Origin of the sequence: Corynebacterium uropygiale, from assembly GCF_021568315.1 — a bacterium.
Classification (GTDB): Bacteria; Actinomycetota; Actinomycetes; order Mycobacteriales; family Mycobacteriaceae; genus Corynebacterium; species Corynebacterium uropygiale.
In genome coordinates this window covers 472581-493266 of the sequence record NZ_JAKGSI010000002.1, presented here as the reverse complement: position 1 = coordinate 493266, position 20686 = coordinate 472581, and the positions used below count along the sequence as shown (strand labels likewise).

The window sequence follows — 20686 nt, the reverse complement described above, 5'->3', positions numbered from 1 at the left end:
ACCTTTCGCACAAGGAGTCATGAATCGATTCAACGCTATTGACGGGGGAGTCCTCTTCCGTATCCTAGTGGCCGGCTATTCTCGGGAACAGTACGAGTCTGAGTAGGAAGAGAGGCGCTCGCATGGCGGCGTTTGACTGGTTTTGGCGAGCGATGGGGGGAAGCGCCGCACGGAAGAACCACAAGCGGGGAGAGCACGTAGCCGCTCAGGCGGAGGCTACCCGCGAGGAGAGCGCGCGCCTCAGCGATGAGGAGCTCCGCACCCGCCTTCGCCAGGGAGATGACGGGGAGCGGCTGGCTGCCCTCGCGGAGGCGTCGCGGCGCACCCTAAGCCTCGATCCCTTCCCCTGCCAGCTTCAGGCCGTCCAGCTCATCCTCGGCGGCGATGTGATCCAAATGGCGACCGGCGAGGGCAAGACCCTCGTCGGCGCGATGGCTGCCGTCGGCTTTGCCGCCCAGGGCCGCCGCGTTCACATCCTCACCGTCAACGACTACCTCGCTCGCCGCGATGCCGAGTGGATGCGTCCCCTCGTCGACTTCTTCGGCCTCACGGTGGGCGCCATCGACGAGAGCCTGAGCCGCGAGGAGCGCAGGGACGTGTATCAGCGCTCCATCGTGTATGGGCCGGTCAATGAGATTGGCTTCGATGTGCTCCGTGACCGCCAGGTCACCGCGCGGGAGGAGGAAGTCCAGGGCGAGGTGGACGTCGCCCTCGTCGATGAGGCGGATTCGGTCCTCGTCGACGAAGCTCTCGTCCCCCTCGTACTTGCCGGGGCCGCGCCCGGCGAGGCGCCGACGGGGCAGATCACCGACATCGTCCGCGACCTCGTCGAGGGGCAGCACTACGAGATCGACGACGAGCGCCGCAACGTCTTCCTCACGGACGCCGGGGCAGATCGCGTGGCCGCGGCGCTCGGGGTGGAGTCCCTCTACGAGGGGGAGGATGCCGGCTCGACGCTCGTCCACGTCAACCTGGCGCTCCACGCGAAAGCGCTGCTCATCCGGGACATCCACTACGTCGTCCGCGAAGGGAAAGTGCAGCTCATCGACTCCTCCCGCGGGCGCATCGCCGAACTTCAGCGCTGGCCCGATGGCCTCCAGGCGGCCGTCGAGGCCAAAGAGGGCCTGCGGGTGAGCGAGGGCGGCCGGATCCTCGACACCATCACCATCCAGGCGCTCATGGGGCGCTACCGGACCCTGTGCGGGATGACGGGGACGGCCGTCGAGGCGACCGATCAGCTGCGGCAGTTTTATGACGTGGGGGTTGCCGTCGTGGAGCGGCATAAGCCGCTGGCGCGCGTCGACGAGGCCGATCGCATCTACGCCACGATGGCGGAGAAGAACCAGGCGATCGTGGAGGAGATCCGCAGGCTCCATGCGACGGGGCAGCCGGTGCTCGTGGGCACGCACGATGTGGCGGAGTCGGAGGCCCTCGCGGAGGAGCTCGAGGACCTGGACGTCGCCGTTCTCAACGCGAAGAACGACGACGAGGAGGCGCGCATCATCGCGGAGGCCGGCGACGTCGGACGCATCACCGTGTCCACGCAGATGGCTGGCCGCGGCACGGATATTCGCCTAGGCGGCGCGGACGAGGCCGCCTATGACGAGGTCGTGGCCAAGGGCGGCCTTGCGGTGATCGGGACGGGGCGGCACAAGACGGCCCGCCTCGATCACCAGCTGCGCGGGCGGGCGGGGCGCCAGGGTGACCCAGGCCGTTCGGTATTCTTCGTCTCGCTCGAGGATGACATGGTCGTGGCCGGCGGGAGCGGGGAGCGGATCACCGCGCACCCGGACGCGGACGGCCGGATCGAGGACAAGCGGATCAGCCACTTCATCGGGCACTGCCAGCGCGTCACCGAGGGGCAGCTCCTGGAAATCCATGCCCAGACGTGGAAGTACAACAAGCTCCTCACGGACCAGCGCGCCATTATCGACGAGCGACGCGCCCGCCTCCTGGACACCGATCTCGCCTGGGAGGAATTCCAGCAGCGCGCCCCCGAACGCGCCGCCGAGCTCGCTGACCTGCCGGGAATCGCGGAGGCGGCGCGGAGCATCATGCTCTTCCACCTCGATGAGGAATGGGCAGGGCACCTGAGCATCATGGATGAAGTCCGCGAGTCCATCCACCTACGGGCGGTTGCCAAGGAAACCCCGATCGACGAGTTCCACCGCATCGCCGTGCGAGAGTTCAAGGATCTGGCCCAGCGGGCGGTGGACAAGTCCGTCGAGACTTTTGAGAGCGTTCCTATCGACGAGGAGGGCGCTCACCTGGAGGATCACGGACGCATTCGCCCGTCGGCGACATGGACGTATATGGTGTCTGATAATCCGCTCTCGAGCAGCGGAAACTCAGTATTCTCCGGGATTGGTAACATTTTCCGGTGATGGCCGTGGCCGCGCGCCCCGCGGCGATGGCGCTATGATGAATTTCAACGTAGGTATCCGTCCATCCGGAGGTAGCAGATGAGCGAAAACGCCGGCACCAATGAGGCCCAGGTCGAGACCACATCGGTCTTCCGGGCTGATCTTCTCAAGGAAATGGAGTCGGGGGCCCAGGGCTCGGCGGCTGGTGCAGGAGCCGGTGCGGACAATTTGCCCGATGGTGCGGCGCTGCTGGTTGTGAAGCGCGGCCCCAACGCCGGTTCGCGATTCCTTCTCGATCGTGAGACGACGACCGCCGGCCGTCACCCCGAGTCCGATATTTTCCTCGATGACGTGACGGTCTCCCGCCGCCACGCCGAGTTCCGCATCAACGATGGGCAGTTCGAGGTTGTCGACGTCGGAAGCCTGAACGGCACGTATGTCAACCGCGAGCCGCGGAACTCCCAGGTTCTTTCTACGGGCGATGAGATCCAGATCGGCAAGTTCCGTCTGGTGTTCCTCGCTGGCCCGAAGAAGTAGCCACACCCCGGTCCGGCAGCGTCAGCGGCCGGGCCCTTCCATATATTGTCCATTCCTTTACGCTATCCATTTGATCCGCGAGGTCCACTGTGAGCGCTCTTCCTCAGAAAGCCCCCAAGAGGGCGACGTCGACGAAAACGATGTCGATCGGGGTGGTCCTCAAACAGTTGCGTGCTGAGTTCCCCGATATCACGGTCTCGAAAATCCGATTCCTCGAGTCGGAGGGGCTCATCAGCCCCCAGCGCACCTCCTCCGGCTACCGCCGTTTTACGGAGGCGGATGTGGAGCGGCTGCGGTACATCCTCGTCACCCAGCGGGACAACTACACCCCGCTGAAGGTGATCCGGGAGCAACTGGAGGCCATGGATAGCGGGCAGGTGACGGCCATCGTCTCCGCTGCGTCCGCGGATCCCCTCATCTCCCCGGAGAGCTTCCGGGCCCCGGTGGCTGTTCGGCTGACGGATACGGATGTTGCGGAGCGCGCCCAGGTGAGCGTGGAGTTTGTGAGCGACCTCGTGCGCGCCGGCCTCCTCACCCCTGACCACTCAGGTTTCTTCACCGCCGATGACGTGCGGGTTGCGCAGACCTCCGCCGCTCTCACGGAGTTTGGCTTCGACACCCGGCAGCTCAAGGTGTTGAAGACCACCGCCCTCCGCCAGGCCGGGCTGATCCAGCAGGTCACCAGCCCTGTCGCGCACTCGAAGAAGGACACCGCCCAACAGCAGGCTGAGGAACTGAACCAGCAGATGTCGGCCATGATGGTGTCTCTCCACGCCACCCTGCTCAAGAACGCTCTTCGGGAGGATAAGAATTAATGGGCTCTGTACCCGTGACGATTCATGGTGTGCATGAGGTAGGCCCCGAGGGATTCGCCTGCGCCATCATCGAGGGGGTCGGGGATAACCGCATCATTCCCGTGTGGCTCAACCCCGCGGATGCCATGCTTCTCGACGTTCGCCTGCGCGGGATGGGGCCGCGTCGTCCCACCACGCACGACCTGCTCGTTGAACTCGTGCAGGCCCAAGGGGGCATTGCGGAGAGTGTCATTGACTCCTATCACCAGGGAGTGTTCAGCGCGACCATCACGCTGAACAGCGGAGAGAGTCTCGACGCCCGTGCCTCGGACGCCATCATGCTGAGCATTCTCACCGATACCCCGCTGGCGGTGGACGAGGACGTCATCTCCCAGACCTCCCTGTATCTCAGCCCCGATGACCTGCGGACATACCTGGGGATCGATGGATTCCACCACGAGGATGACCCTCACGAGAGCAGTTCAGCCTCCGGGGATGCCCAGGCCGATGCGGACTTCCAGTCCTTCATGCAGTCGATGGGTGTGACAGAATCCGACCTCACCGGGAGCCGCGAAGAAAATGATGATGATGTGACTGGCGAGTCGCAAGATGAAGATGGGGAGTATTGAGGCTAAACTTCAAGTTGAGGTTGAAGTTTCAGGCGTGTCATTCTCATGGGCACGCCCGGCTCTTTTAACCTAAGCTGAGAACAACGACAACTCTGTGACCGGGAGATGGCCTCATGACGATCGACGAACCGCGCCAGGAATCACTCTTTGACCTCGGCCCCGATGAGGAGGTGGGCTACCGCGTGCCCATCGCCTGCCAAGTGGCCGGGATTACCTACCGCCAGCTGGACTATTGGGCGCGGACGAACCTCGTGACCCCGTCGATCCGCGATGCCCGCGGCTCCGGCTCGCAGCGTCTGTACTCCTTCCGGGACGTCCTCATCCTCAAGATCGTTAAGCGGCTCCTGGACACGGGGATTTCCCTTCAGAACATCCGCCTTGCTGTGGACAAGCTGCGCAACCGCGGTGTGCACGACCTCGCGGGAATTACTCTGGTCTCCGATGGGAAGACGGTTTACGAGTGCCGCTCCAGCGAGGACGTCATTGACCTTCTTGGCGGGGGCCAGGGCGTGTTCGGCATCGCCGTCCCCGGCATCGTCAAGGAACTTACCGGCACCATCTCCGCCTTCCCCTCGGAGAAGGTCTCGAGCGACGAGACCCCCGACTTCAGCGTCGTGGATGAGCTGGCGGAGCGCCGCCGTCGCCGCAGCTCCTAGCCTTTTAAAGCCAGGTGCCGCTCAGCCTTCCCACCGCTTCTCTCAGCTGCGCTTCGTCATAGGCCATGGTGGGGTGGTCATCGCTGACCACCGGATCCATGGGGGAGTAGCCCACCTGGATGAATTGGAGATCGAGCCCATCGTGGCGCGCTGAGGCGAGGAACTCCCGATAGTCGTTATCCTCGTTCATGTCGTCATGACCCGTCGTGAGAACAATGAGGCGCGTGTCCGCGCCGGTCTCACGGCGGTGTTTTTGTGCCTCCTCAATGGCGGCGCGCACCGCCGGGCGCGATTGCGGGGCGCCCTGCTCAGGCCCCCGATCCTTGAGGGATTCCTCGATGTCGCGGGCGGGGCCGAAGCCCGCGTCGCGGCGAACACTCTCGGGGCGTTCTGCCCCATGGGCGGCCGAGTAGGTCATGAGGCCGATGGGATGATGCTGCTCATCGAGCTGATGGGAGGCGTCGAGGACGGCTGCTCGGGCGGCATCGAAGGCGCTGCGCTCGCCGAGGGGATCGCGCATCCGCTCTGAGGTGTCGAGGAGGAAGAGGGTATCCACCGCGGGGAGCCGCAACTGGCGCTCAATGAGGTCATCGAGTGCGGCGCGGTCAAGCTCCGGCTGACCCTGGGCGCGGTCGGCGTCGTTGAGGTACTCCGTGAGGGCTGCCGCCGAGCGGGCCTGGTCCTCCTCAATGCGGTCACTCACCGTGAGCGGGGCCAGAAGGACCCCGGTGGAGGCGCCTGCCGGCACCCAGTGATAGCCCTCCGGGAGGACGGACGTCGCAATACCCGGTGACTGCTGTTCCACCGACTTCTCGGGGGTTACCATCCGATCCCTGCGGAGGAGAGTCTCCGCCTTCTCGACATCACCGCTGCTCAGCGCCAGCGCCGGGGCGGCGCCGCGGCCCTCCGGGAAGGAGGTGTTCTCTGCCGGAGCTGCTGAATCGGAGCCCTCGCGTGCGGCGACGCTGAGGCTCAGCGTCGTGGGGGTCGGGGCCCCGGCGACGCTGCGCTGGGATTGGGTGAGGGAAGCGTCGAGGTCCTTGTCGGAGAGCGCGATGATGAGGGCGGCATCGGCAGGATCAGCGACGAGGTGGGGCTCGATGCAATAGTCGCGGACGACGGGGTTCGTCGAGCGCCAGGAGTCCAGGGAGACCCCGCTGAGACCGGGGGTGGTCTCATAGACCGGGAGGTCGAGTGTCCCTTCGAAGCATTCTGCGCGGTAGGCGGCGTCGTCGGCCTCATTGTGGGCGCGCAGGAGCGTCCAACCATAGATGAGGGCGGCGAGGAGGATGATGACGCAGATGATGGTGATGAGCCCACCGGAGAGGCGGAAATTCCGCGTCCCCGAGGAGTGGCGACCCATGCCTGTCCTTTCCCTGTCCTAGTCCTAGGCGGATTGTTCGTGAGTCCAGTCGGAGACGGTTCCCACGTATTCCTCGATGAGATCTTCAAGGGCCACAATACCCAGGAGCTGGCCGGAGCGGTCGCGCACCTGGGCCATGTGGGCCGACTTGAGGTGGAGCTTGTGGAGAGCCTCGTCCATCGCCGCGTCCGACTGGACGATGATGAGCGGGCGGATCTGCTCGGCGGGGATGCGATAGTCGGGATCGGCGGTGCTGATGCGGTCGAGGACGTCCTTGACGTGGACGTAGCCGGCAAAGGAATCGGAGGAGGTCTGCACCGGGAAGCGGGAGAATCCGGTTTCGACGACGGCATCCTCGACGTCTCGGAGCAGCGGGCCGCCCTTGCCGTGCGGGATGCTGCGCACGTTCTCCGTAGGGATCATGACTTCGCGCACCGAGCGGTTCTCCGAGCGCAGCGCCTTGGAGAGCCGAGCGTGCTCTTCGGCATCGAGGAGGCCTTCGGAGCGGGACTCGGCGATCATGCTGGCCAGCTGCTCCTGGTCCACGGTGGAATCGAGCTCATCTTTCTGCTCGATGCCGCAGGCGTGGAGGGTGATGCGTGCGAGCCAGTTCATGAACTCGATGAACGGGCGTGTGATCGTCATCCACACGATGATGGCTGGGGAGAGCCACAGCGCGAGGAGTTCGGGTCCGGCGATGGCGATGTTCTTCGGCACCATCTCTCCGAAGAGGATGTGGAGGAACGTGATGATGACGAGCGCGATGACAAAGGAGATCGGGTGGATGAACGCCGGCTCGACGCCCAGCGCAACGAAAGGCCCCTCGATGAAGTGCGCGATCGCAGGCTCGGCCACCTTACCGAGGATGAGCGAGCAGATCGTGATGCCAAGCTGCATGCCCGCTAAGCCCAGCGAGAGGTGCTCGATGGCGTGGATGGCCTTCTTCGCCCGAGGATTTCCCTGCTCGAGGAGGGATTCCAGGCGGTCGCGCCGCGAGGAGATGAGTGAGAATTCACCGGCGACGAAGAAGGCATTACCGGCGAGGAGGGCGACAATGAGGAGGACTGTCGAGAAAATGCTCACTGGTACTTCACCACGTCTTCATGATCGATGGGGGAGAGGATGGCCTTGTCGATGCGCCGGTCCTCCATGAGAGTGACCCGGGCGATCCAGCGGCCGCCAAAGCCAGACTCAAATTCCGCGCGGAAGGGGTGATCGGGCTCGGGAAGGAGCACGGTATCGCCCGCCTCGGGAATCCTCCCCAGGGCGGACATGATGAGCCCACCCACGGTTTCGTAGGGTCCGTCGGGGCAGTCATAGCCGATGGTCTCCTTGAGGTCATCGACGCGCACGAGCCCCGAGACCTCCCAGCTCGAGCCGAAGCGTTGGAAGTCGCGTTCGGCTTCGGAATCGTCGTGCTCGTCATAAACCTCGCCCAGGATTTCCTCGACGACGTCCTCGATGGTGACGAGCCCCGCCGTGCCGCCGTATTCATCGGCGACGAGGACCAGCTGCGAGCCGGCCGAACGCACGGCGTTGAGGACGGCATCACCGTCGAGGCTGGCGGGCACGGAGCGGATCTCACGGGCGAAGGAGCCGACGGTGGTGCGGGAGCGTTCCTCGCGGGGGACGGAGAAGGCGTCCTTAACGTGGACGACGCCGACGGGTTCATCGAGGTCGCCGTCGGCGACGGGGAAGCGGGAGTGCCCGGTCTCGAGGGCGAGGGCGACGAGGTCCTCCACCGTGTCGTCCTTGTCGAGGAAGTCCACGGTGGACCGGGGGGTCATGAGCTCCTCGGCGGTCGTTTCACCGAATTGGAGGGAGCGATCGAGGACCTCGGCGGTGGTGGCGTCGAACTCGCCGACCTCCATGGAGTGGCGCACCAGGGCGCCGAGCTCCTGGGCGGAGCGCGCGGAGGCGAGCTCATCGGCCGGCTCCACACCGAGTTTGCGGACGAGTCCGTTGGCGGAGGCGTTGAGGAGGCTGATGAACCAGGTGCACACTGTGTTGAAGGCGTTCACCGGGCCAACAACAAAGCGGGCCGTCTGCAGCGGCATGGTGATGGCGATGTTCTTCGGGACAAGCTCGCCAAAGACCATCGACAGCAGTGTGGCGATGATGAGCGCCAGAATGAGCGCGACGGCCGTCGAGGAGGATTCTCCCAAGCCGATGAGCTCCAGAAGGGGGGTAAAGAAGCGGGCCAGGACGGGTTCTGCAAGATAACCCGTGGCCAGAGTCGTGACGGTGATGCCCAGCTGGGCGCCGGACAAGACGAAGGAGAGGTTCGAAAAATCCCTCAACACTGCACGGGCTCTCCGGTCCCCTTTGTTCTTCGCGTGCGCCTCAACGGTGGAGCGCTCCAGACCGGTGAGGGCGAACTCAATCGCCACAAACAAACCAGTGCTGGCCGTGAGCAGCACGAAGCACAGCAGTGCGAGGATACTTATGACTATGTCCATTGAAGGCGGCTACCGAGCCGTGTGACCATCTTTCCCTGTTCGTGGACGCCCGCCGGTCGAGCGTCTCTTATGCGTACAACGATGCGCACGCCGCTGAGGTTCCCGCGTCCGGGAGGGACGCGAAGGACGAGAAGGACGTGCGCCGGTGATTGTAATCAACTCCGTGGAGCGATGCGTGATGACCCTCCACTGCACCCGCACGCCTGCCTCGCGGAGGATCTCCTTCGCGTGCTTCTTCTCCCCGGGCAGAATGAGCGTGACGACTGTGCCACTGGCCCCCGCCCGGGCCGTCCGCCCGGCCCGGTGGACATAGGCCTTCGGATCTCGCGGCGGGCCCGCGTGGACGACGAGCGAGACGTCGGGAACATCGAGCCCACGCGCAGAAATATCCGTGGTGACCAGCACGGATGAGCGTCCGGAGCGCAGCGCGTCGAGGGCCTCAGTGCGCTGTCGATACGTCTGCGAGCCCTCATAGGCGATGGCGGTGATGCCGTGGGCGTGGAGATCCTCGACGAGCCGCCGGACGCGCGCCCGGGTGGGCAGGAAGATGAGCGTGCGCCCCCGGCGCCCCGCAATGGCGCGGAGGGTGCGGTCCCGCTCCTCGGGGCTTTCCACCTCCAGGGCATAGTGCGTCATCGCGGGAACGTCGGTGACCTGGACGGGGGCGTCGTGGCGGTGGTGCTCGGGGAGGAACTCCTCGACGAGGCCCGCGATCTCACCGTCAAGGGTGGCGGAAAAGAGAATGCGCTGGGCCGAGTGGGGTGTTGCCCGGAGGATTTTTCTCACGTGTCGGAGAAAACCGTGGTCCACGAGGAGATCGGCCTCATCGAGGACAGAGATCTCGACGGCATCCAGCGCGAGAATGCCCTGGCGCTGAAGATCCAGCGTCCGGCCGGGGGTAGCAATAAGCACGTCCACGGGGGCGGCGAAGGAGCGCCGGTGCCGGGATACGGCCACGCCCCCGACAACACAGAGGCAGCGAAGCCCGAGGCTCGCCGCGAGGGGATCAAGCCGCTCGGCAATCTGGAGGGCGAGCTCCCGCGTCGGTGCCAGTACCAGGCCCCGCGGGTGACCGGGCCGGGAGGGGGCGCCGCTCAGCCTCGCCAGCAGCGGCAGCCCAAAGGCGAAGGTTTTGCCGGAGCCGGTCGGGGCCTGGCCGAGGACGCAGTGGCCGTCGAGAATATCGGGGATGCACGCCGTCTGGATGGGGAAGGGCTCGCTGAGGCCTGCCGAGCGGAGGCTCTGGCAGAGCGGCACCGGCAGGCCGAGGTCCTGGAAGCTGGGCACGGGCGAGAGGTACTCCTAGGAAATCGCGATCTCGGAGCGGTCCGCCGACCACAGCGTGTGGAAGCGGCCCTCCTTGTCAACGCGCTGATACGTGTGGGCGCCGAAGAAGTCGCGCTGGCCCTGGATGAGGGCGGCGGGCAGGCGCTCGGCGCGCAGGGCGTCGTAGTAGGAGAGGGAGCTGGCAAAGACCGGCACCGGGAGGCCCAGGCGGGTCGCGGCGACCACGACGCGGCGCCAGGAATCGACGAGGTCCTCCATCTCGCCCTTGAAGTAGGGGTCGAGAAGGAGCGATTCCAGCTCAGGGTTGGCGTCGTAGGCTTCGCGGATCCGGTTGAGGAACTGGGCCCGGATGATGCAGCCGCCGCGCCAGATCGTGGCGAGGTCCCGGGGATCGACGTTCCACTCATGCTCGGCGGAGCCGGCCTTGATCTCATCGAAGCCCTGGGAGTAGGCGACGAGCTTGGAGGCGTAGAGAGCGCGGCGCACGTCCTCGATGAAGGTCTCGCGGTCTGTGCCGAGGTCCTCGAAGGTGTCGAGGCTGCCGGAGGGAAGGGAGCCCGCGGTGGCCGCGCGCTGCGTCGAGGCCCCGGAGAGCGCACGGGCGAAGACGGCCTCGCCGATGCCGGTGGTGGCGATGCCGAGGTCAAGCGCCGCCTTCACGGTCCACCGGCCGGTGCCCTTCTGCCCGGCGGCGTCGACGATGACGTCCACGAGAGGGCGGCCGGTCTCGGCGTCGGTCTGGGAGAGCACCTCGGCGGTGATGTCCACAAGGTAGGAGTCGAGGTCCCCGGAGTTCCACTCGCGGAAGACGTCGGCGATCTCGGCGGGCTCCATGCCCGCCGCATAGCGGAGCAGGTGATAGGCCTCGCCGATGACCTGCATGTCCGCGTACTCGATGCCGTTGTGCACCATCTTGACGAAGTGCCCGGCGCCATCCGGGCCGATGTGCGTCACGCACGGGGTGCCGTCCACCTTCGCCGCGATGGATTCCAGCAGTGGGCCTAGCGCCTCATAGGACTCCGCGGGTCCGCCGGGCATGATGGCCGGTCCGTGGAGAGCGCCCTCCTCGCCACCGGAGATGCCCGCGCCCACAAAGTGCAGGCCCCGGGCAGCAATCTCCTTTTCCCGACGGATCGTGTCGGTGTAGAGCGCATTGCCGCCGTCGATAATGATGTCCCCGGGCTCCATCGCATCCGCCAGCTGGTTGATGACGGCGTCGGTGGCCTTGCCGGCCTGGACCATGATGATCGCGCGGCGCGGCCGCTCGAGGGAGCGAACGAAATCATCAATCGTCGTGGAGGGGATGAAGTTCCCCTCCGAGCCGTGGCCCTCGATGAGAGCATCCGTCTTCGAGGTGCTGCGGTTGTACACCGCGACGGTGTGTCCCTTATGGGCAAAGTTCCGGGCCAGGTTCGACCCCATGACTGCAAGTCCGACGACGCCAATCTGGGCGAGATTCTGCTCGTTGCTCATGGTTGGACATCATACTCTCCGATGTCGGGTAATCGTGTGACCTAACGTAGAATGGCTCACCATGACAATCCAGGGACTGTGCGCCACGATCGGGCGCGGCACTGCCACGCCGGAGCAGGTTGCGGAATTCAATCGTCTGTGCAGCGGTTTCAGTGCGGAGCTCGGGCTCCGCTTCACCTCGCTCAGCGCCGAGTACGTGGAGGCGGAGATGAAGGTGACCAGCCGCCATCTTCAGCCGGACGGCGTCGTCCACGGGGGAGTGTATTGCGCGATCGCGGAGACCGTGGGCTCCGTTGCCGGGTTGCTTGCGGCCCCGGGGCGCGTCGTCGTGGGGATCAATAACTCGACGGACTTCATTGCGCCGATGAAGACGGGCGTACTGACCGCCCGCTGCGAGCCCATCCAGCTGGGCGGGCGCACTCAGCTCTTCCTCATCACGATGCTCCACGAGGGGCGGGCGGTGGCGCGCACCAACCTGCGCACGATGGTGCTGCGCCCGGTGGCTTAGAGCCACTCGTTCTTCTTGAACCACCAGGCCATAAGCGCCACGATGAGGACCATGGCGATGAGCACCGCCGGATAGGCGAGGGGGTGGTGGAGCTCCGGCATGTAATCGAAGTTCATGCCATAGATACCGGCCACGAGGGTGGGCACGGCCGCCATACCGACGAGCGCGGAGATCGTCCTCATGTCCTTATTCTGCTGCATGGTCACCTTGGCCACGCCGGCGTCGATGAGGGAGGTGAGCCGCTCGTCGTAGCTGGCGATCTGGTCGGTGGCGATGAGGTGGTTATCGAGGGCGTCGCGGAAGTAGGAGCGAATCTTCTTCCCCATGAGGTCCTTGTTCCCCTCGGAGAGCTGCCGCAGGGCGGGGGCGAGCGGCGCGATAGCGTGGCGCATCTCCAGGATCTCACGCTTGTAGGTGTAAATCTGCTCAATGTTGAAGCGCGAGTTCGGGGTAAAGACCTCTTCCTCGAGGGCGTCGACCTCGACGCCCAGCTGATCCGCAATCCACCCGTAGCGTTCCACATGCGTGTCCGCGACGGCCCACGCGAGCGCCGCCGGACCGCGGGCGCAGAGCTCCGGATCCTCGTCGAGCCGCCGCGCGAGGCTCCCGCCCTGGGAGCGGTGCCGGATGGTGATGATGAAGTTCCGCCCGATGAGCATCTGCACCTCGCCGGTGGAGATGATCTGGCGGCCGTCGGTGACATAGTCGTGGTCCTGGAAGTTGACCGAGCGCACGACGATGAAGAGCTGGTCCCCATAGCGCTCGACCTTGGGCCGCTGGTGGGCCTCAACAGCGTCCTCCACGATGAGTTCGTGGACGGAGAAGTGCTCCGCCACGACCTTCATCTGCTCGGCCGTCGGCTCCTGAAGGGCGAGCCACACGAAGCTCGTGCCGGGCCCTTCCTGCTCCTCGATGCGCTGCACCTGGCCGATCGCCGCACCATAGCTGTACTGGCCGGGGAGGCTGTGCCCGTTGTGGTAGACGCGGCAGTGCTCGATGGCTTTTTCCACGGTCTGCTCGACGGGCGGCGGGGCTGGCTGCGCACTTCGCCGCGGGGATCCAAAAGGAAGTGGAAGCTTTCCCGTCACCATGATGTCCTCCTTCAGCGAAGTGTCAGATGAAGGCTGAGCGGAGTGCTGGTGCGCTGCAGCCTTCACAAATATATATCGGGAATCCATAAGATGGGCGGTATGCCAACCTGGAAAGAGATTGTCGAGAAGAATCCCCAGCACTCCGTGCAGTACGCCGCCCGGTGGCGCCGTTTTCAGGCGGAGGGCACAGACATCGACGGCGAGGCCCGCATGATCGACGCGATGGCCCCGCGGGGAGCGAGGATCCTCGACGCCGGCTGCGGCACCGGCCGGGTGGGAGGCTACCTCGCCGCCCGGGGGCACCGGGTCACCGGAACGGATGTCGACGACGTCCTCCTCGAGCACGCCCGCCACGACTTCCCCGACGTCACCTGGGCGCGCGTGGACCTGGAGACCGAGCCTCAGCCGGAGGGCCCCTATGACATCATCGTGCTGGCAGGAAACGTGGTGGGCTTCATCGATCCCGCCGCGCGCGGCGCGATGCTCCGCTCACTGCGGGAGGTGCTCGCCGACGGCGGGCGCTGCGTCATCGGCTACGGCGCCGGCCGGGGCTGGCCCTTCGATGACTTCCTCCGCGATGCCCAGGCGGCGGGGTTCCGCGAGGACATCCTCTTCAGCAGCTGGGATCTGCGCCCCTTCACGGCGGACTCGCCCTTCCTCGTCGCGGTGTTGCGCGGGGACTAGGGAGACCATAGGGACAGTGACGCCCCCGCGGAGCGAATCACGCGGGGGCGGTCCGGGCGTCGAGAAAAGAGCTAATAGGTGGTGATTCCGCGGGAGCGGAAGACCTCCCGGGTGGCCTCGGTCTTTTCCGCGGACGGGGGCTCGACGCCCTCGAGCGTGTAGCGCAAACCGAGTTCATGCCACTTGTCCGCCGCCATGTTGTGGAAGGGGAGGACCTCCACGCGGGCGACGTTGTCCTTCCACCGCTCGACGATGTCCGCCACAGCGTTGATGTTCTCGGGATCATCCGTGAGCCCGGGGACGAGCACGAAGCGCACCCACACGGGCTTGCCGATGGCCGCGAGACGGTCGCCAAAGTCGATGGTGGGCTGCAGCTCGCGCCCGGTGACCCGCTTGTAGGTCTCGGGGATGCCCGACTTGACGTCGAGGAGGACGAGGTCGATGTTCTCCAGGTCCTCGTCGCGCAGGCGGGTACCCAGGAAACCACTCGTGTCGATGGCCGTGTGAATCCCGGCCGCGTGGACCTCGGCGAGCAGCTTGCGGGTGAATTCGATCTGGAAGAGCGGCTCCCCGCCGGAGATGGTGAGACCGCCTCCCGACACGGCGAAGATTCGCTTGTACCGCACGATCTTCGCGAGGACATCCTCGCGCCGTTCGAGGGTGCCGGTCTTCATCTCCATCGTGTCGGGGTTGTGGCAGTACTGGCAGCGCAGCGGGCAGCCGGAGAGGAAGAGCGTCATCCGCGTGCCGGGGCCGTCGACGGCGGTGACCATCTCCCAGGAGTGCACGAGGGCGATGTCGCCCTGGCGTCGGGCTTCGAGCATCTCCGAGCGATTGAGGTCCAGGTCTCCGCTGCCAATTCCCTGGGCCACGCCGCGCACCCGGTCGCCGAGCTCCGGGTCGAGGGTGACGACACCGCTAATACCGTCCGAGGCCATCGTCGAGCCTTCCTTCTTCTCGTGGGTGAATGTGGGTCGAGCCCGCCGACGCCCGATGGCTGACGGTGGGCTCGAACAGTGACGTCAGGGTTTAGGCCCCGTGGTGGAACGTACGGGAGATGACGTCGCGCTGCTGCTCCTTGGTGAGCTTCACGAAGTTCACCGCGTAGCCGGACACGCGAACCGTGAGGTTCGGGTAGTTCTCCGGGTGCTCCATGGCGTCCTCGAGGGTGGAGCGGTCGAGGACGTTGATGTTGGCGTGGTAGAGGCCAGCGTCCATGTTGTGGGCGCTGCGGTTGGCCTTCATGTCAGCGAGGCGCTCGTCGAAAGTCTTGGTGCTCATGATGTCTCCTTTGCAGTGAGTGAGTGGGATGGTTTAGCGACCGCAGCAGGTCCCGGGCTCGTTCATGATGAAGCCCGCGTCGAGGACACCAACGAGGTTGGCGACCTGCTCCTCCTTGTCGCGGCCCAGGCCGGACGGGGTGATCGTGTTCGTCAGCGAGATGCCGTCGAGCGCATCGTGGTAGTCCAGCTTGCCGACGGAGAGCATGGAGGAGACCATGCCGTGGTTGTCGGCGCCGTTCTCCGGGTTGGCGCCCGGCGCGAACGGGGTCCCCGCCTCGTGGCCGGACGGGAAGGCGCCGGTGGCCTTGCCGTAGACGACGTTCGAGGTGATGGTGAGGACCGACTGCGTCGGGATGGCGTCGCGGTACATGGGGATCTGCTTGATCTTGTCCATGATCGTGTGGACCACGGTGGCGGCGATGTCGTCGACGCGGTCGTCGTCGTTGCCGTAGATCGGGAAGTCACCCTCGGTGCGGTAGTCGACGACGAGGCCGGTCTCGTCACGAACCGGGTAGACCTTCGCGTACTTGATGGCCGACAGGGAGTCCGCCACGATCGACAGGCCCGCGATGCCGCAGCCCATGGTGCGGACGATCTCGGAATCGTGGAGGGCCATTTCGACGGCCTCGTAGGCGTAGCGGTCGTGGCAGTAGTGGATGATGTTGAGGGCCTCGACGTAGGTGCCGATGACCCAGTCCAGCATCTCCTCGTAGCGCTGCCAAACCTCGTCGAAGTCGAGCGGGCCGTCGCCCTCGATGGGCTGGTGCGGCTCGGCGACGACCTGCTTGCCGGTGACCTCGTCGCGGCCACCATTGATGGCGTAGAGGAGGGCCTTCGCGGCATTGACGCGGGCGCCGAAGAACTGCATCTGCTTGCCGACGCGCATCGGGGAGACGCAGCACGCGATGGCGGCGTCGTCGCCCCACTGCTCGCGGATCTGGCGGTCGGACTCGTACTGGACGGAGGAGGTCTCGATGGAGATCTGCGCGCAGAACTTCTTGTAGCCCTCGGGAAGGGAGGGATCCCAGAAGATCGTGATGTTGGGCTCCGGGGCGGGGCCGAGGTTGCGCAGGGTCTGGAGGAGGCGGAAGGAGGTCTTGGTGACCTGGGTGCGGCCGTCCTCGGAGACGCCGGCGTCGGACCAGGTGGCCCAGTAGGGATCGCCGGAGAAGATCTGGTCATAGTCGATGGTCCGCAGGAAGCGGACGATGCGCAGCTTGATGACCAGGGCGTCGATGATCTCCTGGGCGTCCTGCTCGGTGATGAGGCCGCGGGCGAGGTCGCGCTCGAAGTAGATGTCGAAGAAGGGGGAGAGGCGGCCGAAGGACATGGCCGCGCCGTCCTGGCTCTTCACGGCGCCGAGGTAACCGAAGTAGGTCCACTGCACGGCTTCCTTGGCCGTGCGGGCGGGGCCGGAGATGTCGAAGCCATAGGACTCGGCGAGCACCTTGAGCTTCTTCAGGGCCTTGATCTGCTCGGCGTGCTCCTCGCGGAAGCGAGCCCAGTGCTCGGAGAAGGGCTTATCCGCCACGGCATCCTTGGCGGCCTGCTTCTCCTCGATGAGCTTGTCAATACCGTAGAGGGCGACACGACGGTAGTCGCCGATGATGCGGCCGCGGCCGTAGGCATCGGGCAGGCCGGTGATGATGTGGGAGGACCGGGCTGCGCGGATGCGCGGGGTGTAAATGTCGAAGACCGCGTCGTTGTGGGTCTTGCGATAGCGGGTGAAGATCTTCTTGACCTCGGGGTCGACCTCCTTGCCCGCCTCCTTGATGGCCGTCTCAACCATGCGCCAGCCGCCGAAGGGCATCATGGCGCGCTTCAGCGGGGTATCCGTCTGGAGGCCGACGATGATGTCGTCATCATCGTTGATGTAGCCGGCGGGGAAGGCGTCGATGTCCGCGGGAGTGTGGGTGTCGACGTCGTAGACGCGCCGCTTCCTCTCCTCCGAGAGGTAGTGCTTCTCCAGGTAGTCCCAGGTCCGCAGGGTCTTGTCCGTTGCGGGCGAGAGGAAGGAGGAATCTCCCTCATAGGGGGTGTAGTTCTTCTGGATGAAGTCCCGGACGTTGATGGAATCTGTCCAGTCACCGGGGGTAAAACCTTCCCAGGCTTCTGTGGCAGCGGGAATGGTGGTGGTCAATCTGGTGCCTTTCACTCAGTCGCGGGTAACGCGATGTGTGTGTCGATCACGGTGCCGTGGTGATCGGCTCCGGTCATGCAGGCAGAGCCTTCGGGCGATCCATCAAAGGGGTGGGATGGATCGATCCAGCTCTGTCTGCCAGCACCTTCTATTCTACGACTGTGCGGTGGGAGCCGGCCCAAAGACTCTGTGGAATCCTGCACAGCCCCCTATGAGATGACGAACACCACAGAGGAGGAGTGATCCATTACTCAATTTTAGGGCCGACGGAGCGCCTGCTCGAAGAAGTGGTACTCGTGCTCGCAGGCGCTGAGGTAGGCGCGACGTGCCCGAGCCCGCTGCCGAGGAGTAGCGTCCGCAAAGGCGCGCTCGACCCGCTGGAGGGCCCCACGAACATCCTCGACGAATTCGCTCCCGTCACCGTAGGTGGCGAGCCAGGAGTGATAAGGATGCCCATCGTGGTCCTTCTCCGCGAGTGCGGCGCCCACCTCCGCATAGAGCCAATAGCACGGCAGGACGGCCGCGGCTCCGATGCAATAGTCCTCGCAGGCGGCGGTGGACTTGAGGAAGTCTGTATATGCCGTGGTGGTGCGGGAGGGGCCGCGCGTGGCATCGGCAGGGTGTTCCGCCAGCCAGGAACGGTGTAGCTGGGCCTCCTCCACGAGGCACTGCTGCGCCCCGGCTGCCCAGGCCACGGATTCCTCGGGGTCCTCAGCCCTGCTCGCGACCAGCGAGAGAGCGCGGGAATACTCCGCGAGGTAGTGGGCGTCCTGGCCGATGTAGAAGCGGAAGTCCTCCTCCGCGAGAGAGCCCTCACCCAGGCGCTCGATGAAGTCTGAGGTGATGATCTCCTCCCAGAGGTCCCCACCGATCCGCCAGAGGGCGGAGGTCCAGGGCCCGGCCGCCGCGATGCGTGGCTCGCGCGGGAGAGCGCGGGCGTCGGGACCCAGCCGCTCCGGGGAGGTGGCATCGCAGAAGGGGAGGTGCGCAGTGGATTCCGCCTGGGGAACCACGGTGCTTCCCGCAGCGGAGAGGCGACGGGCCCGGTGGGTGTGATCGATGGGCCCGTGGCCATGCCCGATGCGGAGGGCGTCGGAGTGGCGGATGGACTCGTGGAGCCAGCGCGTGCACCAGCGCAGGGCCTCCACCAGGTTCTGTCCGCGGGCCGCCCGGGCCGCGAGAGCGGAGGAGAGGGAGCAGCCGGTGCCATGGGTGCTGGAGGACTCGACCCTCGGATTCGGGATGCGCACCGGGGAACCATGTGGAGTGACCACGGCATTATCCGCCTGAGGTCCGGCCACGTGGCCGCCCTTGACGATCACCGTGGTGCCCGTCTCCCGGGAAAAGGCCTGGGCAGCCTCGATGGCCTCCTCGAAGCTCGTGATGGACTCGCGCTCGCAGAGCACGGCGAGCTCCGGGATATTCGGGGTGATGATGTCCACGCGCGCGGCGAGGCGGCGCACGGCTGCCTCGGCGTCCGGCTCGAGGAGGCGGTGGCCGCTCGTCGCGACCATCACGGGATCGAGCACGACGAGAGGCGGGCGCTGCTCCTCCAGCCACTCGGAGAGCACCTCGGTGGTGCGCGTGTCCCCGAGCATCCCGATCTTCACGGCATCGATGGCGACGTCATCGCTGACCGCCTTGAGCTGCGAAGCAAGGACCTCGGCGGGCGGGGTGAAGATGCTGCGAACCCCTTGGGTGTTCTGGGAGACGATCGCGGTGATGACCGAGTAGCCGAAGCCCCCGGCCGCGGCGATGGACTTGAGGTCGGCTTGCGCCCCCGCGCCGCCGGTGGGGTCAGTCCCCGCGACGGAGAGGACGCGGGGGATGCTGCCCCGATCGGCGAGCCCCCGGGCGCCCTCCTCGCGGAGCCGACGAGCGGCGACAGCCGGGTCCTCGGCCGTCATGATGTCGGAGACGACGCAGAGGCCGTCGATATCCGTCTCGGCCCTCAGCTGCGCGGCATTGTCCGGGTGGATCCCGCCGATGGCCACGCAGGCCATGCCGTGGGCCCGCGCCCGGCGCGCGATGCGCGCGATCCCATCGATCCCGAGGGGCTGGGCGGCGTCGGTCTTCGTGGCCGTGGCGCGCACGGGACCGAGCCCGAGCACGTCGGGAAGGGGGAGGCCGGAGGCTTCGCAGCGGGCGAGGATGTCGTCGAGCTCCGCCTCGGAGGAGACGGAGAGGCCGATCATGAGGTGCTCGGGCAGGCGCCGTCGGGCTTCCTCATAGGGGACGTCGTCTTGCCCGATGTGGAGGTGGAGTCCCAGCTCGATGGCGCAGTCGAGGCGGTCATTAACGAAGATCGGGACGCGGGCGCCGACGCAGTCGATGAGCTGGGCGGCGCGCTGGCGGAAGGTGTCCTCGTCTGCGTGCTTATCGCGAAGCTGAACGACGGAGACCCCGCCATCGAGGGCGCGGGAGACGATGCCCGGAACGGCATCGGGGCCGCCGCCGAGCTGCGGATCTGTGACGAGGTAAAGGTCCCAGGCTGTACTCACGCCTCCACCTCCTCGCAGGAGACGAGGCGCTCAATGTCCTCAGCGCTCAGTGCGTAGAGGGCGTCGATCCACGCGGAGTGGAAGCTCCCCGGCCCGGCGGACAAGGACCCGGCGACACCGCCGGCTGCGCCCATGTGGGCGTGGGCGGCGAGCACGGCGTCATGGGCGCTGATCCCGGCCTCCTTCGCGGCGCCGAGATACGCGGTGCACACGGCGCCGAGGCTGCAGCCCGTCCCGATGAGGAGCGGCATGAAGCGATGCCCGGAGCGCAGCCAGGTGGCGCGCTCGGCAGAGACGATGAGGTCACGCTCCCCGGAGATAGCGACCACGCAGTCGTGCTCCCGCGCGAGCTGGCGGGCGGCGTCGAGAGCGGAGGCCACATCGGTGGTGGCATCGACCCCACGGCCGCCCGATCCCGCGCCGGCCAGGGCGCGGATCTCTGAGGCATTGCCGCGGATGGCGGCGGGGCCACGGGTGACGGCGTCGAGGCAGAATGCGGTGCGCTGGCGGAGAGCGCCCACGGCCACGGGGTCAAGGACCCAGGGGGTGCCGGCGCCCGTCGCGCCGGCGATGGCCGCGCGCATGCCGTCGTATTGCTCGCTGCTGGGGGTTCCCGCGTTAATGAGAACCCCGGAGGCGATGGCGGCGAAATCGCCGGCTTCCTCCGGGGTGTCGCACATCGCCGGGGAAGCGCCCACGGCGAGAAGTACGTTGGCGGTGATCTCCGCAACGACGGTGTTGGTGAGGCATTGGACGAGAGGCGTGCTCTCGCGTACAGCCTTCACCGCGTCCTGAAGAGCATGAGTAGTCATCCTGAGGTGACATCCCTTCGCTAGTCCTAACTAGAGCAGGTTCAACGGGTGTTCTCTCAGCTCCGTGGGGGAGCACCCCGTGTCCTGTGGCCGATCCTAGCAAGGA

At 66.1% G+C, this 20686-nt stretch carries 16 protein-coding genes, 1 pseudogene and 1 riboswitch; of the genes and pseudogenes, 7 read left to right on the top strand and 10 right to left on the bottom strand.

Annotated elements, in window-relative coordinates; all coding sequences use genetic code 11:
- Positions 1-122 precede the first annotated feature (122 nt).
- The 5 genes from secA2 to L1O03_RS05785 all read left to right on the top strand — a co-directional run bounded on the left by secA2 (position 123) and on the right by L1O03_RS05785 (position 4979).
- Entirely contained in the window at positions 123-2384 is a 2262-nt protein-coding gene (gene secA2, locus L1O03_RS05805) for an accessory Sec system translocase SecA2 (protein WP_236118477.1), read from the top strand.
- Between the two features lie 78 nt (positions 2385-2462).
- Positions 2463-2900, top strand: coding sequence for an oxoglutarate dehydrogenase inhibitor Odhl (gene odhI / locus L1O03_RS05800; RefSeq protein WP_236118476.1), 438 nt, complete (start codon positions 2463-2465; stop codon positions 2898-2900).
- A gap of 140 nt (positions 2901-3040) precedes the next feature.
- Entirely contained in the window at positions 3041-3715 is a 675-nt protein-coding gene (ftsR, locus tag L1O03_RS05795) for a transcriptional regulator FtsR (RefSeq protein ID WP_236118528.1), read from the top strand.
- Positions 3715-4323 (top strand): bifunctional nuclease family protein, encoded by a 609-nt coding sequence (locus L1O03_RS05790; protein ID WP_236118475.1) that lies wholly within the window; start codon positions 3715-3717, stop codon positions 4321-4323. Before ftsR ends, L1O03_RS05790 begins: the two co-directional genes overlap by 1 nt.
- Positions 4324-4436: 113 nt before the next feature.
- On the top strand, positions 4437-4979 hold the full coding sequence (locus L1O03_RS05785) for a MerR family transcriptional regulator (RefSeq protein WP_236118474.1): 543 nt from the start codon (positions 4437-4439) through the stop codon (positions 4977-4979).
- A gap of 4 nt (positions 4980-4983) precedes the next feature.
- Here L1O03_RS05785 and L1O03_RS05780 read toward each other — a convergent pair whose 3' ends face one another.
- The 5 genes from L1O03_RS05780 to gndA are packed head-to-tail and all read right to left on the bottom strand — an operon-like array spanning position 4984 to position 11561.
- Positions 4984-6342, bottom strand: coding sequence for a vWA domain-containing protein (locus L1O03_RS05780; protein ID WP_236118473.1), 1359 nt, complete (start codon positions 6340-6342; stop codon positions 4984-4986).
- Positions 6343-6366: 24 nt separating this feature from the next.
- Positions 6367-7425 (bottom strand): hemolysin family protein, encoded by a 1059-nt coding sequence (locus L1O03_RS05775; protein WP_236118472.1) that lies wholly within the window; start codon positions 7423-7425, stop codon positions 6367-6369.
- Positions 7422-8801 carry a hemolysin family protein gene (locus L1O03_RS05770; protein WP_236118471.1) on the bottom strand — a complete coding sequence of 460 codons (1380 nt, stop codon included), beginning with the start codon at positions 8799-8801 and terminating at the stop codon, positions 7422-7424. The genes L1O03_RS05775 and L1O03_RS05770 overlap by 4 nt, the downstream gene beginning before the upstream one ends.
- Positions 8802-8810: 9 nt before the next feature.
- Positions 8811-10088 carry a DEAD/DEAH box helicase gene (locus L1O03_RS05765; RefSeq protein WP_236118470.1) on the bottom strand — a complete coding sequence of 426 codons (1278 nt, stop codon included), beginning with the start codon at positions 10086-10088 and terminating at the stop codon, positions 8811-8813.
- Between the two features lie 15 nt (positions 10089-10103).
- On the bottom strand, positions 10104-11561 hold the full coding sequence (gene gndA / locus L1O03_RS05760; RefSeq protein ID WP_236118469.1) for an NADP-dependent phosphogluconate dehydrogenase: 1458 nt from the start codon (positions 11559-11561) through the stop codon (positions 10104-10106).
- A 61-nt stretch (positions 11562-11622) separates the two neighbouring features.
- On the opposite strand from gndA, the gene L1O03_RS05755 reads away from it, so the two are divergent.
- Positions 11623-12069 (top strand): PaaI family thioesterase, encoded by a 447-nt coding sequence (locus tag L1O03_RS05755; protein ID WP_236118468.1) that lies wholly within the window; start codon positions 11623-11625, stop codon positions 12067-12069.
- Here L1O03_RS05755 and L1O03_RS05750 read toward each other — a convergent pair.
- A complete protein-coding gene (locus L1O03_RS05750; protein ID WP_236118467.1) occupies positions 12066-13160 on the bottom strand; it encodes a magnesium and cobalt transport protein CorA in 1095 nt (364 codons plus the stop codon). The genes L1O03_RS05755 and L1O03_RS05750 overlap by 4 nt on opposite strands.
- 99 nt (positions 13161-13259) lie before the next feature.
- Here L1O03_RS05750 and L1O03_RS05745 point away from each other — a divergent pair, with 99 nt between their 5' ends.
- Positions 13260-13844: a class I SAM-dependent methyltransferase gene (locus L1O03_RS05745; protein ID WP_236118466.1), complete on the top strand. Its 585-nt coding sequence runs from the start codon at positions 13260-13262 to the stop codon at positions 13842-13844.
- A gap of 71 nt (positions 13845-13915) precedes the next feature.
- Here L1O03_RS05745 and pflA read toward each other — a convergent pair whose 3' ends face one another.
- The 4 genes and pseudogenes from pflA to thiM all read right to left on the bottom strand — a co-directional run bounded on the left by pflA (position 13916) and on the right by thiM (position 20580).
- On the bottom strand, positions 13916-14782 hold the full coding sequence (pflA, locus tag L1O03_RS05740) for a pyruvate formate-lyase-activating protein (RefSeq protein WP_236118465.1): 867 nt from the start codon (positions 14780-14782) through the stop codon (positions 13916-13918).
- 94 nt (positions 14783-14876) lie between these two features.
- A pseudogene (gene pflB, locus L1O03_RS05730) lies at positions 14877-17282 on the bottom strand (formate C-acetyltransferase); the annotation flags it as partial.
- A gap of 242 nt (positions 17283-17524) precedes the next feature.
- The gene (locus L1O03_RS05725; RefSeq protein WP_236118462.1) at positions 17525-19768 is read right to left on the bottom strand and encodes a bifunctional hydroxymethylpyrimidine kinase/phosphomethylpyrimidine kinase; all 2244 of its coding nucleotides are present in this window, start codon (positions 19766-19768) and stop codon (positions 17525-17527) included.
- The gene (thiM, locus tag L1O03_RS05720) at positions 19765-20580 is read right to left on the bottom strand and encodes a hydroxyethylthiazole kinase (RefSeq protein ID WP_236118461.1); all 816 of its coding nucleotides are present in this window, start codon (positions 20578-20580) and stop codon (positions 19765-19767) included. The genes L1O03_RS05725 and thiM overlap by 4 nt, the downstream gene beginning before the upstream one ends.
- Positions 20576-20670, bottom strand: a riboswitch (TPP riboswitch). It overlaps the preceding gene by 5 nt.
- Positions 20671-20686: the final 16 nt, after the last annotated feature.

Excerpts from the sequence above, each read along its gene's own strand:
- secA2 (WP_236118477.1), top strand. The coding sequence starts at position 123 with ATGGCGGCGTTTGACTGGTTTTGGCGAGCGATGGGGGGAAGCGCCGCA.
- odhI (WP_236118476.1), top strand. The coding sequence starts at position 2,463 with ATGAGCGAAAACGCCGGCACCAATGAGGCCCAGGTCGAGACCACATCG.
- ftsR (WP_236118528.1), top strand. The coding sequence starts at position 3,041 with ATGTCGATCGGGGTGGTCCTCAAACAGTTGCGTGCTGAGTTCCCCGAT.
- L1O03_RS05790 (WP_236118475.1), top strand. The coding sequence starts at position 3,715 with ATGGGCTCTGTACCCGTGACGATTCATGGTGTGCATGAGGTAGGCCCC.
- L1O03_RS05785 (WP_236118474.1), top strand. The coding sequence starts at position 4,437 with ATGACGATCGACGAACCGCGCCAGGAATCACTCTTTGACCTCGGCCCC.
- L1O03_RS05780 (WP_236118473.1), bottom strand. The coding sequence starts at position 6,342 with ATGGGTCGCCACTCCTCGGGGACGCGGAATTTCCGCCTCTCCGGTGGG.
- L1O03_RS05770 (WP_236118471.1), bottom strand. The coding sequence starts at position 8,801 with ATGGACATAGTCATAAGTATCCTCGCACTGCTGTGCTTCGTGCTGCTC.
- gndA (WP_236118469.1), bottom strand. The coding sequence starts at position 11,561 with ATGAGCAACGAGCAGAATCTCGCCCAGATTGGCGTCGTCGGACTTGCA.
- L1O03_RS05755 (WP_236118468.1), top strand. The coding sequence starts at position 11,623 with ATGACAATCCAGGGACTGTGCGCCACGATCGGGCGCGGCACTGCCACG.
- L1O03_RS05750 (WP_236118467.1), bottom strand. The coding sequence starts at position 13,160 with ATGGTGACGGGAAAGCTTCCACTTCCTTTTGGATCCCCGCGGCGAAGT.
- L1O03_RS05745 (WP_236118466.1), top strand. The coding sequence starts at position 13,260 with ATGCCAACCTGGAAAGAGATTGTCGAGAAGAATCCCCAGCACTCCGTG.
- pflA (WP_236118465.1), bottom strand. The coding sequence starts at position 14,782 with ATGGCCTCGGACGGTATTAGCGGTGTCGTCACCCTCGACCCGGAGCTC.
- thiM (WP_236118461.1), bottom strand. The coding sequence starts at position 20,580 with ATGACTACTCATGCTCTTCAGGACGCGGTGAAGGCTGTACGCGAGAGC.